The organism is Croceicoccus esteveae (assembly GCF_031846435.1).
Lineage (GTDB): Bacteria > Pseudomonadota > Alphaproteobacteria > Sphingomonadales > Sphingomonadaceae > Croceicoccus > Croceicoccus esteveae.
This window is the reverse complement of record NZ_JAVRHS010000003.1, coordinates 112,666-129,811: the sequence shown is the minus strand read 5'-3', so window position 1 is coordinate 129,811 and position 17,146 is coordinate 112,666. Positions and strand designations below refer to the sequence as shown.

The 17,146-nt window shown below is 61.7% G+C and carries 7 protein-coding genes; all 7 read left to right on the top strand.

Annotated features, from left to right (window positions below; all coding sequences use genetic code 11):
* Nucleotides 1-74 precede the first annotated feature (74 nt).
* Genes RM533_RS05865 through treY form a run of 7 tightly spaced genes read left to right on the top strand, consistent with a single transcriptional unit; the run spans nucleotide 75 to nucleotide 17,084 of the window.
* Entirely contained in the window at nucleotides 75-3,266 is a 3,192-nt protein-coding gene (locus RM533_RS05865) for an alpha-1,4-glucan--maltose-1-phosphate maltosyltransferase (RefSeq protein WP_311340278.1), read from the top strand.
* Nucleotides 3,263-6,508 (top strand): maltose alpha-D-glucosyltransferase, encoded by a 3,246-nt coding sequence (gene treS / locus RM533_RS05860; RefSeq protein WP_311340277.1) that lies wholly within the window; start codon nucleotides 3,263-3,265, stop codon nucleotides 6,506-6,508. The genes RM533_RS05865 and treS overlap by 4 nt, the downstream gene beginning before the upstream one ends.
* Nucleotides 6,505-8,760: a 1,4-alpha-glucan branching protein GlgB gene (gene glgB, locus RM533_RS05855; protein ID WP_311340276.1), complete on the top strand. Its 2,256-nt coding sequence runs from the start codon at nucleotides 6,505-6,507 to the stop codon at nucleotides 8,758-8,760. Before treS ends, glgB begins: the two co-directional genes overlap by 4 nt.
* Entirely contained in the window at nucleotides 8,757-10,859 is a 2,103-nt protein-coding gene (gene glgX / locus RM533_RS05850) for a glycogen debranching protein GlgX (RefSeq protein WP_311340275.1), read from the top strand. Before glgB ends, glgX begins: the two co-directional genes overlap by 4 nt.
* A complete protein-coding gene (treZ, locus tag RM533_RS05845; protein ID WP_311340274.1) occupies nucleotides 10,856-12,571 on the top strand; it encodes a malto-oligosyltrehalose trehalohydrolase in 1,716 nt (571 codons plus the stop codon). Before glgX ends, treZ begins: the two co-directional genes overlap by 4 nt.
* The gene (gene malQ / locus RM533_RS05840) at nucleotides 12,568-14,610 is read left to right on the top strand and encodes a 4-alpha-glucanotransferase (RefSeq protein ID WP_311340273.1); all 2,043 of its coding nucleotides are present in this window, start codon (nucleotides 12,568-12,570) and stop codon (nucleotides 14,608-14,610) included. Before treZ ends, malQ begins: the two co-directional genes overlap by 4 nt.
* On the top strand, nucleotides 14,607-17,084 hold the full coding sequence (gene treY, locus RM533_RS05835) for a malto-oligosyltrehalose synthase (RefSeq protein WP_311340272.1): 2,478 nt from the start codon (nucleotides 14,607-14,609) through the stop codon (nucleotides 17,082-17,084). The genes malQ and treY overlap by 4 nt, the downstream gene beginning before the upstream one ends.
* Nucleotides 17,085-17,146 lie beyond the last annotated feature (62 nt).

Below are 17,146 nucleotides of genomic sequence, written 5' to 3'. Positions count from 1 at the left end.
ACCATCGGCACACCGGCCCATTGGTAAAGGGGATGTAACCAGACAGGCGGTGTGCCGATCACGGGGAGAATTTCTTGGCGTTTTTGAACTGCATCATCGCTGCTGACTTTCGCGCAGAGGCGTTCGATGACGCAATGTTGCATCAGGCGGCGAGCGCGGGCTGCGACAGCGTGGTGGCGATAAGTTCCCGCAGCATCCTGAACGCTGATCCCGCTGTTGTCGAGACGCTGGCCGATCGTGTGCATCGGCACGGTCTGAAGTTTCTGCTGCAGGGTGATTTGCAGACGCTGCCGGCCGATCACCCGATGGTGGCAGCCAACCCTGAATGGTTTGTACAGCCGGGCGACAGGCAGGCTGCCACTGCTCCTGTGGATCCGCGCAGAAGCATGCCGGCGCAGCACGATGCGGCGGATAATCTGGTGGTTGCCCACGTTGAGGATGGTGATGACTGGCTGCCTTTGGCCGATGAGCTTGCCCAGACGCTGGGTGTTCTGGCCGACGTGGGCAAGATAGATGGCTTCGTTATCGCCGCAGCCAACCTCCCCCAAGAGCGTCTTGTTGCGCACGTCCTGAAAAACCTACGCACGGGGGGTGACGCGCTTACCCTGATTGCGCAAATTGGCGATGCAGGCAATGGCAGTGCTGCTGTATGGTCGGATCATTGCGATGCGTTGGCGCGGGCGCCTGCGGCCGGCATATTGCCCGGCAGTGCGCCCGGCGAAAGGCGCGGTTCGCTTCCGCAGCTTTACGATTTGTCACGAACCGCGCTGCCCGCATCCGGTTTCGTTGCTGCCGATCATGAGGGCCTGCTTGTGTCGGCAGGCGTAATCCTGCCGGCTCGTGCACTGGAATATTCAGAGGAGATCGCGCAGGCGCATGCAGTCATTGGAGAGGTCCGGAAGTTTTCCGGCCCGCCACAACGGCTGAGTGCGAAAACTGCTCCGGTGCAGGCGCTGATGTGTGCTGAGCGTGCCGATCTGCGGCAAAGCCAGCGTGCCCTGCTCGTGTTCATGAACCGCAGCGATGGGGAGCAGCCGGTGCCGGCAACGGGAACTCTGAGCCAGCATATCGCTCCTTTTGCAGCAGACAGTTTGAACAAACAGATGCAGCCGCCGCTTGGGCCAAAGGAAATCCGCACCATGATCGTTCATCGGGGCGAACCTGTCATGCGTACCGGGGTCAGCAACCATGCCAGCGACGCTGCTACCAGCAATGGGCCTGAAGCACGCGCCTTTGCAGCGCCTCGGCTGGTCATTGAAAATGTGTCTCCCACCGTGGAGGGCGGCTATGCTGCAAAATGCGTGGTGGGTGATGTAGTCACCGTCGACTGCACGATTTTTGCCGATGGCCATGAGCAGCTTGCCGCCGAACTGCTCTGGCGCGCAGCTGATGATGCGCAACCGACGCGCATTGCCATGACGCAACTGCCCGGCGATCAGTGGGAGGCATCGTTCGTCCTGCAGCGGCTTGGCCGGCACGTGTTCGAGGTCGAAGCCTGGCTCGACCGGTTCGGCGGCTTTCGGCGGGATTATCGCAAGAAGCGCGAGGCAGGCGTGGCGCAGCCGGTCGATTATCAGGAAGGCTGCGAGCTGGTGCGCGAAGCAGCGGCTCGAGCCGACGGAGCATCATCAGCGGAGCTGAAGCGCTGGCTTGCCGCTTTGAACGAGGCCGCCAACGACGTGACAGGCAGCAACGAGGCCGGCGGCAAAAAGGCCGGCGGGGGCGAGGCAGGCGGCGACCAGACATGCGTGGATACGGCGGCGCTGTTGCTTGACGATGAGCTTGCGTCACTGATGGCCCGGACCGATGATCGCCCGCACATGCTTCGCTCGCCTGCCCAAGCGGTCGAGGCGGAACGGATCGAAGCACGTTTTTCAAGCTGGTACGAGCTGTTCCCCCGGTCCATGGGGCCGGTGCCGGCTTCAGGTGAAGCGCCGCGCCACGGCACCTTTGCCGATGTTGTCGACCATCTGCCGCGTGTGCGCGCGATGGGCTTCGATACGCTGTATTTCCCGCCCATTCACCCGATCGGCCGGATCAACCGCAAGGGCCCGAACAACACGCTGACCCCGGCGGCTGGCGACCCCGGCAGCCCCTACGCTATCGGCAGCGCTGAAGGCGGGCACGATGCCATTCATTCCGAGCTGGGCAGTTTTGCCGATTTCGATAGGCTCGTGCAGGCGGCGCACGAGCACGGGCTGGAGATTGCGCTGGATTTTGCCATTCAGGCCGCACCCGATCATCCGTGGTTGAAGGAACATCCCGGCTGGTTTGCCTGGCGGCCCGATGGATCGATGAAATATGCGGAAAATCCGCCGAAGAAATATCAGGATATCGTCAACGTAGATTTTTATGGGCCAGATGCCGTGCCCGGTCTTTGGGAAGCGCTGCGCGACGTGATCCTGTTATGGGTCGGTCATGGTGTGAAAGTGTTCCGCGTCGACAACCCGCACACCAAGCCGCTGCCCTTTTGGGAATGGATGATCGGGGACGTGCGCGCCCGCCGTCCCGAAGTCATCTTCCTGTCCGAAGCGTTCACCCGCCCGGTCATGATGTACCGACTGGCCAAGGTCGGTTTTTCGCAAAGCTACACATATTTTACGTGGCGTGAAACGAAGCAGGAATTGATCGATTACATTACTGAATTGACTACGCAGGCGCCACGTGAATTTTACCGCCCGCATTTCTTCGTCAATACGCCTGACATCAACCCCTTTTTCCTGCAAACCGGCGGCCGTGCCGCGCACCGGATCCGCGCTGTACTGGCAGCGACGCTGTCGGGGTTGTGGGGTGTCTATTCCGGGTTCGAACTGTGCGATGCAACGCCGCTTGGGCCGGGCAAGGAGGAATATCTCGACAGCGAGAAGTTCGAGCTGCGCCCCCGCGACTGGGCCGCGCCCGGCAACATCATTGCCGATGTCACCACGCTCAACCGCCTGCGCCGCGACAATGCGGCATTGCAGACGCATCTCAACACGCGCTTCTACGCCGCCAATGACGACCACATCCTGTGGTATGGCAAGCCGTCGCCCGATGGCGTGGAAATGATCATGGTGATGGTCAACCTCGATCCGCATCAACCGCATGGCTGCACGTTTGAAGTGCCTTTGTGGGAATTTGGCCTAGACGACAATGCCGCAATCCATGTGGAGGATCTGGTGGAGGGGCATCGCTTCGACTGGCAGGGCAAGCAACAGACCATCACGCTGGCGCCCGACCAACCCTATCGCATCTGGCGGATCTCCGCCCCTGAAGGAATGGCATGAACACTTCTGTCGACACCGTCGCTGCCGCGATCACCCGTTCCGAAGATCCTTTCTGGTACAAGGACGCGGTCATCTATCAGGTGCACGTCAAAAGCTTTTTCGATTCCAACAATGACGGCATCGGCGATTTTGCCGGGCTCATGCAGAAGCTCGACTACATCGCCGATCTTGGCGTCAACACCATCTGGCTCCTGCCGTTCTACCCCAGTCCGCGTCGCGACGATGGCTACGACATCGCGGAATATCGGGAGGTCAGTCCAGACTATGGCACCATGGACGATGTGCGCGCGCTCATCACTGCCGCGCATGAACGCGATATTCGCGTCATCACCGAGCTTGTCATCAATCACACGTCGGATCAGCACCCATGGTTCCAGGCAGCGCGCCGCGCTCCGCCCGGCAGCCCGGAGCGTGAGTTTTACGTCTGGTCCGATGATGACAAGCTTTATTCCGGCACGCGCATCATCTTTCTCGACACGGAAAAGTCGAACTGGACCTGGGACGATGAGGCGGGCGCCTATTTCTGGCACCGGTTCTACAGCCATCAACCCGATCTCAATTTCGACAATCCACGCGTGCTTGAAGAAGTGCTGTCGGTCATGCATTTCTGGCTCGATGCCGGGATCGACGGGTTGCGGCTCGATGCCATTCCCTATCTGATCGAGCGGGACGGCACCTCGAATGAAAACCTGTCCGAAACCCATGACGTATTGAAGAAGATCCGCGCCGACCTCGATGCGCATTACGAAGGCAAGATGCTGCTGGCCGAGGCGAACATGTGGCCTGAGGACACGCAGGCCTATTTCGGCAGGGATGAAGCCAACCGCACCGACGAATGTCACATGGCGTTCCATTTCCCGCTGATGCCGCGCATGTACATGGCGGTCGCGCAGGAAGACCGGTTCCCGATCACCGACATCATGCGCCAGACGCCCGATATTCCAGAAGACGCGCAATGGGCGATTTTCCTGCGCAACCATGATGAGCTGACGCTTGAAATGGTGACGGACGCCGAACGCGATTATCTGTGGAATACGTATGCGGCCGACCGGCGCGCGCGGATCAATCTGGGTATCCGGCGGCGGCTTGCTCCGCTGATGGAGCGGGACCGGCGGCGCATCGAACTGATGAATGCGCTGCTCCTGACCATGCCCGGCACACCGGTCCTCTATTACGGGGACGAGATCGGGATGGGCGACAACATCTTTCTGGGCGACCGGGACGGGGTGCGCACGCCAATGCAATGGTCACCCGATCGCAACGGCGGCTTTTCGAAGGCCGATCCGGCATCGCTTACCTTGCCAGTCATCCAAGACCCGCTTTATGGTTACGATGCTGTCAATGTGGAAGCGCAGGAACGCGACCGCCATTCGCTGCTCAACTGGTTGAAGCGGATGCTGGCAGTGCGCAACGAACATCAGGCCTTCGGGCGCGGCGAGCAAGTGTTTCTGCGTCCTGCCAACCGGCGTGTCCTTGCCTATCTGCGCCGCCATCAGGACGAGACGATCCTGTGTGTCGCCAATCTTGGACGCACCGCGCAAGCGGTCGAACTGGACCTTCATGAATATGAAGGGCGCACGCCTATCGAGATGACCGGCGGCGCTGCTTTCCCGCGGATCGGTCAATTGCCCTATCTGCTGACGCTGCCGCCCTATGGCTTTGTCTGGTTTGAGCTGAGCGACACGGCAGAAGCGCCTGAATGGTCATCCTCGGCGCCCGCCCTGGATGTGGAGCGGCATACCTTCGTGTTGCGGCCGCAGCTTGCCGACGTGGCGCGTGGTGATAACGCCCGTGTGCTGGAGCAGGACGTGCTGCCGGAGTATATTGCGCACCGTCGCTGGTTCGGCGCCAAGGACGAGACGATCAGCGGTATCGTGATCGAAGCGCTGACGCCCTTGCCCCAGGCAGAGGACCTGTTGCTGGCGCAGGTGAGAGTGCGGACAGACGCGACAGAGGCGGTCTACACCCTGCCGCTGGGGATCGCCTGGGAAGGCGAGCAGCATGGGCCGTTCGCTTCCAATCTCGCGATGGCGCGGGTGCGACGCGGACGCAATGTCGGCCTTCTGACGGACGGATTTGCGCTGGCTGAATTCAGCCGGTCGGTCCTGACGGCAATGCAAGACAATGCAGGTGTTGCCAGCGGCACCGGCACGCTGCAATTTGCCGCCACGAGCCAGTTCGATGTCGATCCAGCCGCCGAGGCGGAATGGATCGCGGCCGAACAATCGAACAGCACGATGATCGTGGGCCGCAAGGCCGTGCTCAAGCTGCTGCGCAAGATTGCCCCCGGCGTCCACCCCGACGCCGAAATGGTGACTTACCTTGCGAACAACGGGTTTGCCAATGTTCCCCCGATATTGGGCACCGTGAAGCAGGTGGATGACACAGGGGAAACGCTCGTGATGCTGGCGCAAGCCTTCGTCTATAATCAGGGCGACGGCTGGCAATGGACGCTGGGCGCTCTGGAACGGCTTGCCACTGATGAGGATGGCGGGTTTGCCAATTATCGCAATTTTGCCGCCAATCTGGGCAAACGGCTGGGCGAGATGCATCAGGTGCTGGGACAATCCACCGACAATCCCGACTTCAAGCCCGAAACCCTGGATCTGGGCGATGCAGACAAGCTCGGCGGGCGGATCAAGGGCGAAGTCGACAAGGCTATTGGCCGTTTGCGCGGCGCAGCGCTGACCGGCAGCGACGCGGACGAAGCACAGTTCCTCATCGCCAGCAGAGATGCGCTGATCGATCGGATTTCAACCCTGGTGAGAAAAGCGCAAGGGCAGCAGCGCACCCGTATTCACGGCGATCTGCACCTGGGTCAGGTGCTGGTCAGCGGCGATGATGTAATGATCATCGACTTCGAAGGTGAGCCAACCCGTCCGCTGGCGGATCGCCGCGCCAGGGATCTGCCGCTGCGTGATGTTGCCGGCATGATCCGGTCCTTCGATTATGCCGCGGCCGTGGCAGAACGCAGCCGACCACCGGCGGCTGAAATGTCCGAACATGCAGCGCAGGAAAACACCGAGACGTTCCGGCAGCAGGCAATTGCGGCGTTCATCGGCGGCTATGCTGCTGCTGCGGGGGAACTGGATCCAGACGATCCGTTGCTGACGTTGCTGGTGCTGGAAAAAGCCGCTTACGAGGTTGCTTACGAAGCGGCCAACCGACCTGACTGGATCGGCGTGCCGATCGCAGGGCTGGCCCGCGCTGCCCGAACCATCTTGCCCAAGGACCGCCCATGACTGCAATTGATCATCAGATGGGAGCAGCGGCCTCCGCCTTGCTCGAAGGGCGGCTGGACGATCCGTTTGCCTGGCTGGGGCGGCACCAGACCGGCGACGACGATGTCGTGCGCACGTTCCAGCCGGGAGCCGAAGCGGTTGCCGTGCTTGACGGCGCAACTGGCCGTGAACTCGGCTTGCTGGAGCAGACCGCACCCGGACTGTTCACTGGCGCGCTGGCATCAGGCAGGACGAGATCAGCGAAGACCGGCTCGCCCGCGATTTACCGGCTGCAGATCCGCTGGCCCGGCGGTGCGGTGCAGGAGACAGAGGACCCCTACGCCTTTGGTACAGTGTTGACCGATTTCGATCTGCACCTGTTTGCCGAAGGCCGGCATCTGGAACTGGCCCATGTGTTCGGCGCCCAACCTTGCGAGATGGACGGGATTTCGGGCGTTGCCTTTTCTGTTTGGGCTCCCAACGCCCGCAGGGTGTCGGTAGTGGGAGAGTTCAACAGCTGGGACGGACGCCGGCACCCCATGCGCCTGCGCCAATCAGCAGGGGTCTGGGAACTGTTCGTACCGCGGATCGGTCCCGGCACCGTCTACAAGTACGAGATCATGGGCGCGCATGGCGGCATCCTGCAAAAGGCCGACCCGCTCGCCCGGCAGACCGAACGACCGCCGGCGACAGCTTCTGTCGTGGCAGCAAAACCCGACTTTGGCTGGACCGATACAGAATGGATGGCAGACCGCGCCCGGCGGCAGGCGCCCGATGCCCCGATTGCCGTTTACGAAGTGCATGCAGGCTCGTGGATGAAGCCCGACGGCGATGATGCGCATGACGCCAACCGCGCGATGAACTGGCGCGATCTGGCAGACAGGCTTATTCCCTATGTGGTGGAAATGGGGTTCAGCCATGTGGAATTGCTGCCGATAATGGAGCATCCCTTCGGCGGATCGTGGGGGTATCAGCCGCTGTTCCAGTTTGCCCCGTCCGCACGGTTTGGCAATCCGCAGGAGTTTGCAGGTTTCGTCGATGCCTGCCACCGGGCGGGGATCGGCGTCATCCTCGACTGGGTGCCGGCGCATTTCCCGACCGACGCGCATGGGCTGGCGCAGTTCGACGGTACGCATCTTTATGAACATGCCGATCCCAAGGAGGGTTTTCACCAGGATTGGAACACGCTCATCTACAATCTGGGCCGGCGCGAAGTGTCGGGGTTTCTCCTGTCATCCGCCATCTGGTGGCTGGAAACATTCCATGTCGATGGCCTGCGCGTCGATGCGGTCGCCTCGATGCTTTACCGCGATTACAGTCGCAATGCGGGCGAGTGGGTGCCCAACATTCACGGCGGTCGGGAAAACCTTGAGAATGTCGCGTTTCTCAAAGCCATGAACGAGGCGGTGTCGCAGCGCTGCCCCGGCGCGATAACCGTGGCCGAGGAATCAACCGCATGGCCCGGGGTGTCCGCGCCGGTTGCCGATGGGGGGCTTGGCTTCGACTACAAATGGAACATGGGCTGGATGCACGATACGCTCCAATATTTTGAGCGTGATCCAATCCACCGGCGCTGGCACCATGGCGAGCTGACGTTCCCTATGGTCTATGCTTATTCGGAAAAATATGTGCTGCCAATCAGCCATGACGAGGTGGTGCATGGCAAGGGGTCTCTCCTCGACAAGATGCCGGGAGACCGCTGGCGGCAGTTTGCCAATCTGCGCGCCTATCTCGCTTTCATGTGGACGCATCCGGGCAAGAAGCTGCTGTTCATGGGCTGCGAACTGGGCATGGATGCCGAATGGAACCACGACGTTTCGCTGCCCTGGCATCTGCTCGATCAGCCGGAACACGCCGCAGTGCAGGCACTGGTGCGCGACCTGAACCGGATTTACCGCATACAGCCAGCGCTTCATGCCCGCGATACCGAGCCTGACGGCTTTGAATGGCTGGTCGGCGATGATGCGCACAACAGCGTCTTTGCCTTTGTGCGCCGCGCTCCTGATGCAGCGCCGGTCGTCGCGGTGTTCAACCTCACTCCCACACCACATCACGACTATCGCATCGGCATGCCGCAGACTGGAAGCTGGCGTGAATTGCTCAACTCCGACGCACAGGCTTACGGTGGCGCCAATTTCGGCAATGCCGGACAAGTGCTTGCCGATGGTGAAGGCATGCACGGGCAGCCTGCATCAGCAGCGCTGGTGCTGCCCCCGCTCAGCGCGACCATCCTGGTGCCGGCAATGACAAATCTTGAAGGAACAAATGCTTGAACAGATTTCCTGACCGGCTGGAGCCGGGCTCTCCCTACCCGCTCGGGGCAAGTTTCGACGGGTTGGGGGTAAACTTTGCCGTGTTTTCCGCCAATGCCGACAAAATCGAGCTCTGCCTGTTCGATCCACAAGGGCGCAAGGAGCTTGCCCGGCTTGAGCTGCGCGAATGGACCGACGAGGTGTGGCACGGCTATCTGCCAAATGCGCGACCAGGTCTTGTCTATGGCTTTCGGGCGCACGGCCGGTACGAGCCTGAAAACGGCCACAGATTCAACCCCAACAAGCTGCTGCTCGATCCATACGCCAGGAAGCTGACGGGGCATGTGCGCTGGACCGATGCATTGCACAGCTACCGCGTCAATTCAGGCCGCAAGGATCTGAGTTTTGATCGCCGTGACAGCGCTGCTGCCATGCCAAAGGCAGTGGTGGAAGCAGGCACCTTCGACTGGACCGGCGATGTGCGCCCGATGGTGCCCTGGAGCGACACCATCATCTACGAAGCGCATGTCAAGGGTCTCACCCGGCTTGCAGAAGCGGTGCCCAAGGCCGAACGTGGCACTTATGCGGCATTGTCGCACCCTTGCGTCATCGCGCATCTGAAGCAGCTTGGCGTCACGACGCTGGAACTGCTGCCCATCCATGCCTTTGTGCAGGACCGCCGCCTTCAGGAAGCGGGGCTGGTAAACTATTGGGGTTACAACACGCTGGGGTTCTTTGCGCCTGAACAGCGATACCAATCCACCGATAGCGGCGATGAACTGCGCATCGCGATCCGGCGCCTGCACGCAGCGGGGATCGAGGTTATTCTGGACGTGGTGTACAACCACACCGCCGAGGGCAGCGAACTTGGCCCCACGTTCAATTTGCGCGGGCTGGACAATGCCACCTATTACCGGCTGGTGGAGGACAATCCGCGTTACTGCGTCAATGATACCGGCACCGGCAATACCCTGGACCTGAGCCATCCGCGCGTGTTGCAGATGGTGGCTGACAGCCTGCGGTACTGGGCCGACTCCTACCATGTTGACGGGTTTCGGTTCGACCTTGGCGTGACGCTTGGTCGCGACGGCAACAATGGTTTTGATCCAAGGTCAGGCTTTTTCGACGTGCTGCGACAGGATCCGGTGCTCAATCAGCTCAAGCTGATTTCCGAGCCGTGGGATATCGGGCCGGGCGGGTACCAGCTTGGCAACCATCCACCCGGTTTTGCCGAATGGAACGACAAGTACCGCGATGCGACGCGGCGCTTCTGGCGCGGCGATCCCGGAATGCGTCCCGAATTTGCCAATCGGCTGGCCGGTTCTGCCGACCTGTTCGACCGCCGGGCGCGGCGGCCATGGGCCAGCGTCAATTTCATCACCGCGCATGACGGGCAGCCGCTGCGCGACGTGGTCAGCTACGAGGGCAAGCATAACCACGCAAATGGCGAAGAAAATCGCGACGGCCATTCGGACAATCTGTCGCGCAACTGGGGCACGGAAGGTCCAGCCGATGACGCCGCGACAGAGGCGCTGCGCGATCGGGTCAGCCGCTCCATGCTGATGACGCTGATCGCATCGCTGGGCACGCCCATGCTGCTGGGCGGGGATGAGTTCGGGCGGACTCAGAACGGCAACAACAATGCCTATTGCCAGGACAATGCGATCAGCTGGTTCGATTGGGAACAGGCCGGCAGCGAACGTGGACAGGCGATGCAGGCGTTTGTCGCGCGGCTCATCGAGATACGCAAAACCTATCCGCTGATCCATGCCGGCAACTTCCTCCATGGGGAAGTGGAAGTGGCGCCTGGCATGCTCGATATCGACTGGTTCGATGAGCGGGGGCAGAACCTGTCGGACGAGGATTGGCATAATCCCGACGGGCGGGCGCTGGTCATGCGTCGCGTTCGCCGCCGGGAAGATGGCGATCTGGAATCGGTTCTGCTGGTAATGAACGGATCAGAGGATCCCATCACTTTCCACATGCCGCCTCCCACGATGGTGCGGCAACTGCTGATCGACAGTGCCGATCCGGCAGCGGGCGAGCGTGCGGTGCACGAGACGATCGAATTGGCCGCGCATGCAGCGGCTATTGTCGTCGGTCATAAGCCGGTCGGATGAGCATGCGCTGGGGACCGCAAACCGACGCGGACGGCACCACAACGTTCACGCTGTGGGCACCCGATCGCGACGAAGTGACGCTGGAACTGGATACTGCCGGTGTGGTTGCGGCCGTGTCCATGGCAAGGCGGGACGATGGCTGGTTTTCGGCAACGGCTCCCTGCGCTCTGGGCACCCGCTATCGGTTCCGCCTCGCTCCTGATCTCGTTGTGCCCGATCCGGCGTCACGCGGCCAGGCAGATGGCGTGCATGGCTGGAGCGTGCTGACCGACCCGGCAGGCTACACCTGGCAATGCAACGCATGGCAAGGGCGCCCCTGGACAGAGGCAGTGATCCAGGAGGTGCATGTCGGTGCCATGGGCGGTTTTACAGGCGTGGCGCAGCAATTGCCGCGTCTGGCGAAGCTTGGCATCACGGCAGTGCAACTGATGCCGGTCGGCGATTTTTCCGGCAGCAGGGGCTGGGGCTATGACGGCGTTCTGCCATACGCGATCGCGCCTGCCTATGGCACGCCGGACGCGCTGAAAGCCCTTGTGGATACCGCGCACGCACTGGGCGTGATGGTGTTCCTTGATGTCGTCTACAATCATTTTGGCCCCGACGGCAATTATCTGGGCAGTTATGCCGGCGCATTTTTCGATACCGGGAAACAGACCCCGTGGGGCGGTGCGGTGGCGGTGCAACAGCTGCCGGTGCGCGATTTCTTCATCGACAACGCGATGATGTGGCTCGACGAGTTCAGGATCGACGGCCTGCGCTTCGACGCGGTGCATGCCATAGATGACACCGCCTTCCTTGATGAAATGGCAACCCGCATCCGGGAGCGATTTGCCGATGTGCACAAGCATCTGGTGCTGGAAAACGAGGCGAACGATGCCGCCCGCCTGACGCCGGCGCTTTACGATGCGCAGTGGAACGATGATTTCCACAATGTGCTGCATGTCCTGCTGACCGGTGAGACAGAAGCCTATTACGCAGGCTTCGCCGATAATCCGACCGGCAAGCTGGCCTGCTGCCTGGCGCAGGGATTTGTCTATCAAGGTGAGCAACCGCCCGGTGCCACGCACGCGCGCGGCACCAAAAGCGGGCATTTGCCACCCACGGCTTTTGTCTCGTTCCTTCAGAACCACGACCAGATCGGCAACCGCGCAATGGGAGAGCGGCTGACGCAGCTCGTTTCCAAGACGCGATTGTGTGCAGCGACAGCCTTGCTGCTGCTGTGTCCGCAGATCCCGCTGCTGTTCATGGGCGATGAGACGGGCAGCACGACACCGTTCCTGTTCTTCACGGATTTCACAGAGGAGCTTGCCGATGCCGTTCGCGAAGGTCGTCGCCGCGAATTTGCAGGGTTTGCCGCTTTTGCCAATGCGGCCGATCGCGCCCGGATTCCTGACCCGAACGCGCAGGCGAGCTTTGCCGCGTCGATTCCTGAGCCGGGTCCGGATGCAGCGGAATGGACAGCGTTTTACAGCGCGTTGATCGCGTTGCGACACAGATATGTCGTGCCAAGGCTGAAAGGAGCCCGGAACGGCGAAGCTGCATTGCTCGGTACTGGCGCAGTTCACGCGTTCTGGCACATGGCGGACGGGGCTGCATTGAACATCGCGATCAACATCGGGCCAGAGCCGGTTGCTTTTCCGGCAATCCCGGATCCATTCTTCGTCCTTGGCAACGCCGGAGCGCCGGGCAGCTTTGCAGCAGGTCTTGCATGAGCATGCTTCACGAACTTGCGCGGGCGGTAGGCCTGCAGATCGAATGGCAGGATGCCGCAGGCACGGCGCAGCGCGTATCTGACCAGTCACTCACGGCAATCCTGTCGGCGCTTGGCCATGATGCACAGAGCGATGCTGCGGCGGCGCGAAGCCTCGCCCATCATCGGGAGCAGCTTGGCAGGAACAGGTTCGTATCGGCTGATCGTGGTGAAGAGTTCATCCTGCCTTTGCAATGGTTTGCGGCAGGAGAACTCACGGCAGGAAACGACGCTGCAACGGGCGAACTGCGGCTGGAGACAGGTGCGGTCCAGCTACTATCCTTGTCTGTTGGACCAGAAGGCGCGCTTGTGCCCGGCATCGCGGTTGTCGGTTACCACAAGCTCATCATTGCCGGGCAGGTGATCCGCCTCGCGATTGCGCCGCCGCGCTGCCGCTTGATCCTTGACGCGACGAACGGCAGGCAGGCTTGGGGGGTTTCGCTGCAAATCCCGTCATTATGCAATGGGGTCGAGGGACAGGCGGGCGCATTCGGCGATCTGGGAGCGCTGGCCGCTGCTGCGGCACCGCTCGGGCGCGCAGGAGCGGATGCTCTGGCGATCAGCCCTGTACATGCCCTCTTTCCAGCAGATGCTTCGCGTTTCAGCCCTTATGCCCCCTCCAGCAGACTGTTTCTGAACATCCTGCTGGGCAATCCGGGGCTCCTTGGTCACCCGCAGGCTGATGTAGCGGATACAGGCTGCAATGCGCTCATTGACTGGAGCGCCGCCATTCCTGCGCGCATCGGCTGGCTGCGACAGGTCTTTGCCATGCAGACGCAGGAGACGCGCGATGAAGTGTCGAAATGGCGGCTGCAGATGGGGCCTGCTCTGAAACAGCACGCGTTGTTTGATGCGCTGCACACCCATTTCTTCGCCACCGGCGCCACCGGATGGCAGGGTTGGCCAGAGCCTTACCATGATCCTGCCGGCGAGGCGGCGCAGACCTTTGCCACAGATCACTGCGAGGAAGTGGATTTCTTCGTCTTTGCGCAATGGCTGGCCAGGATCAGCCTTGATCATGCGCAGGCGCAGGCGCGCGAGGCAGGCATGACGATCGGCCTTATCTGCGATCTTGCCGTCGGGATGGATGCAGGCGGCAGTCACGCCTGGGGCAGTGGTGGGGAGTTGCTCGACGGGCTGTCCGTGGGTGCACCGCCTGACCAGCTTGGCCCGGACGGGCAGGATTGGGGCATCACTGCACTCTCCCCGTTTGCCATGCAACGCAACGGATTTCAGGGCTTCATCGCTACCCTGCGGGCCGGGTTGGGTTCTGCCGGCGGTATCCGCATCGACCATGCGCTTGGCCTGCGCCGCCTGTGGGTCATTCCCGCCGGCGCTTCATCAGGGGAAGGCGCATATCTTTCCTATCCATTCGAAGACATGCTGCGGATTGCCGCCATCGAATCGCATCGCGCCAGCGCGGTGGTAATCGGAGAGGATCTTGGCACCGTGCCGGCCGGCCTGCGCGAACGGCTCAAGGCACGCGCGGTCGCCGGCATGCGCGTGCTCTGGTTCGAGCAGGCCGGAGACGATTTCCTGCCGCCCGCAGCATGGGATCACGATGCCGTCGCGATGACCGGGACGCATGATCTGGTGACCATCGCCGGCTGGTGGACAGGTCGCGACCAGGCATGGAACCGGCAGATCGGCCGCGGCTCGCACCATCACACCGAGGCGGAGGATAAGGCCACTCGTGCTTTGCAACGCCAGGCATTGTGGAACGCCTTTGTGGCTTCTGGCGCAGCATCGGGGGCATGTCCGCCGACAGATGAGCCGGCAGCGGTCATCGTTGCGGCGTTGCGGCATCTGGCAATGACGCCCTGCCCGCTGGTCATCGCCACGATCGAAGATCTGCTCGGCCTTGTCGAACAGCCCAATCTGCCCGGCACGATCGACGAACATCCCAACTGGCGGCGCAGGCTTTCCCAGCCTCTTGCCATGCTGCTTGCGCTGCCCGAAGTGGCGGCGCGAACCGATGCCCTGAATGAAAGCTGCCAATGAATATTCGCGCAACCTACCGCCTGCAGTTCAATGGCGAATTCCGGTTCGCCGATGCAGAGGCGCTGGTGCCTTACCTCGACAGGCTGGGCATCAGCCATGTCTATGCATCGCCGATTACACAGGCGCGCAGTGGATCGACGCATGGCTATGACGTGGTGGACCCCACGATCATCAATCCGGAACTTGGCGCAGAGGAGGGGCTGCGCAGCCTTGTCGCAGCGCTGCGCAGCAGGGGCATGGGGCTCATCATCGACATCGTGCCCAATCACATGGGGGTAGCGGGCGGCGAGAATGCCTGGTGGAACGATGTCCTGAAGCACGGTCAGGGCAGCCGGTATGCACATTTCTTCGATATCGACTGGCGTGATAAACTGCTCCTGCCGATCCTTGCAGATCCGCTGGATGAAGCGCTGGAAAGCGGCGCCATCTGTCTGGATGTGGCAGGAGATCAGCCTGCGCTGGTGGTGCATGGCGAGCATCGCCTGCCGCTTGCACCGCCAAGTAGCAGGGCCGTCGCCGAAGCTGTCCAGGCAGGTGACATCGCAGCGCTGAAGCAAGTTCTTGCCCAACAGCATTACCGGCTGGGCTGGTGGCGCAGCGCCGATGATGCGCTAAACTGGCGACGGTTCTTCACCGTGAACGAGCTTGCCGGCATCCGTGTCGAGGAGCCTGACGTCTTTGAAGCCACCCATGCGCTCTATTTCCGTCTTTGGGAACAGGGGCTGATTGATGGCGTGCGTGTCGATCATGTTGATGGGCTGACCGATCCTGCGGGCTATTGCCGCACGCTGCGGCGCCGCTTCGACCAGCTGTCCAGACCCGCGCAAGCACCTTGCGGACCAGCTTATATCATCGTCGAGAAGATCCTCGGTGCGGGCGAGGGCCTGCCGCTCGACTGGGGGATAGATGGCACAAGCGGCTATGATTTCATGGAAGAGGCCGCTCTCATCATGCATGATCCGGCAGGCGACGCACCGCTTGCAGCCATGTGGAGCGCGTTTTCCGGGCGTGACCCCGATTTCGAGGATGAGGAACTGCGCGCCCGACAGGAGCTGTTGTCCTGGGCGTTTGAGGGACAGCTGCAACGCTGCGTCGATGCATTTGTGGCGCTTGCCCGCTCTGCTCCTGAAACGCAGGGGCTTACCGCAGGAATGCTGCGCCGGGCGATCTGCCGGCTGATCTGGGTCTTCCCGGTCTACCGCACCTATGGCATCGGGCAGGATGCGCCTGTGACCGACGCAGCGGTCAGAAACAGGGTCGCCAAGGCCCAGCAGCGCTTTACTCCGCCGGGTGAGGGGAGTGTTGCGGATGTCGTGCTCGACTGGCTGGGGGGAACCGGTCCGGGCGAGCCTGCGCTGGCCGCAGATGCGGTCCGGCAGTTCCAGCAATTGTCGGCTCCGGTGGCGGCAAAGGCGGTGGAGGACACAGCGTTCTACCGTTATGGCAAGCTTCTGTCCCGAACCGACGTCGGGTCCGATGTGACGCAGTTTGCCAGTGACGCGCAGGCATTCCACCAAAGCTGTCTTTACCGCGCAGAGCATTTTCCCCAAAGCATGCTTGCTACCGCCACACATGATCACAAGCGCGGGGAAGATGCACGCGCGCGGCTTGCGGTCCTGTCCGCCATTCCCGACCAATGGCAGCGCAGCGTGGGCGAACTCGACCGGATCGGCAGCGCCATCGCCCGCAGAATGAATAAAGGTCTGAAGGATGCGGTCCACGGCGCGGACCGTTACATGCTTTACCAGATGGTTTTTGGCGCGTGGCCCGACGGGCTTGCCGCCGATGACCGCACAGGGCTGGCCCATTTTGCGCAGCGGTTGTCGCAATGGCAGCAAAAGGCGCTGCGCGAGGCAAAGCTGCGATCATCCTGGAAGCGGCCGGACATTGCTTATGAAGATGCCTGCGACAGCTGGATCGGACAGTTGTTCGCGGATGCAGAGGCCGTTGCCATCATTCACGCGCTGGTCGATCGCACGGCAGGCGCTGCGCTTGCCAACATGCTGCTGCAAACCGCGTTGCGCTATACCGTACCCGGGGTTCCAGACCTTTATCAGGGCACCGAACTCGCCGATTTCAGCATGGTGGACCCTGACAATCGGCGAACGGTGGATTTTACACGACGGTCCGCTTTGCTGGAAGCAGACGATGCAGACCCGAAGCTTGCTCTGATTGTCAGACTGCTGAAATGGCGGCGGGATCATCCGGCGCTTTTTTCCGCCGGCTCCTACCTGCCTGCAACCGTGACAGGTCCGAAGGCTGCAAATATGCTGGCGTTCAGCCGCGCGCTTCAGAATGTGCGGTTGGACTGCGTCATGGCCTTTCGCTGCGGTGCGCAATTGTTCGGTAGCGCCCGCACCGTGCCTGAGGCGCAGTGGTGGGAAGATACCAAAGTGCAGTTTGCCAGAGGCAGCCGGATCAGCGCCCGAGAAGCGTTTGTCGGCGGACCGGTTTATCTGCGGCTGTGGACATAGATGGCTGGGTAAAGTTGCTGGCGGTGGGATGCCGCGCAAAATTTGCGCAGGTGCTCCGATCC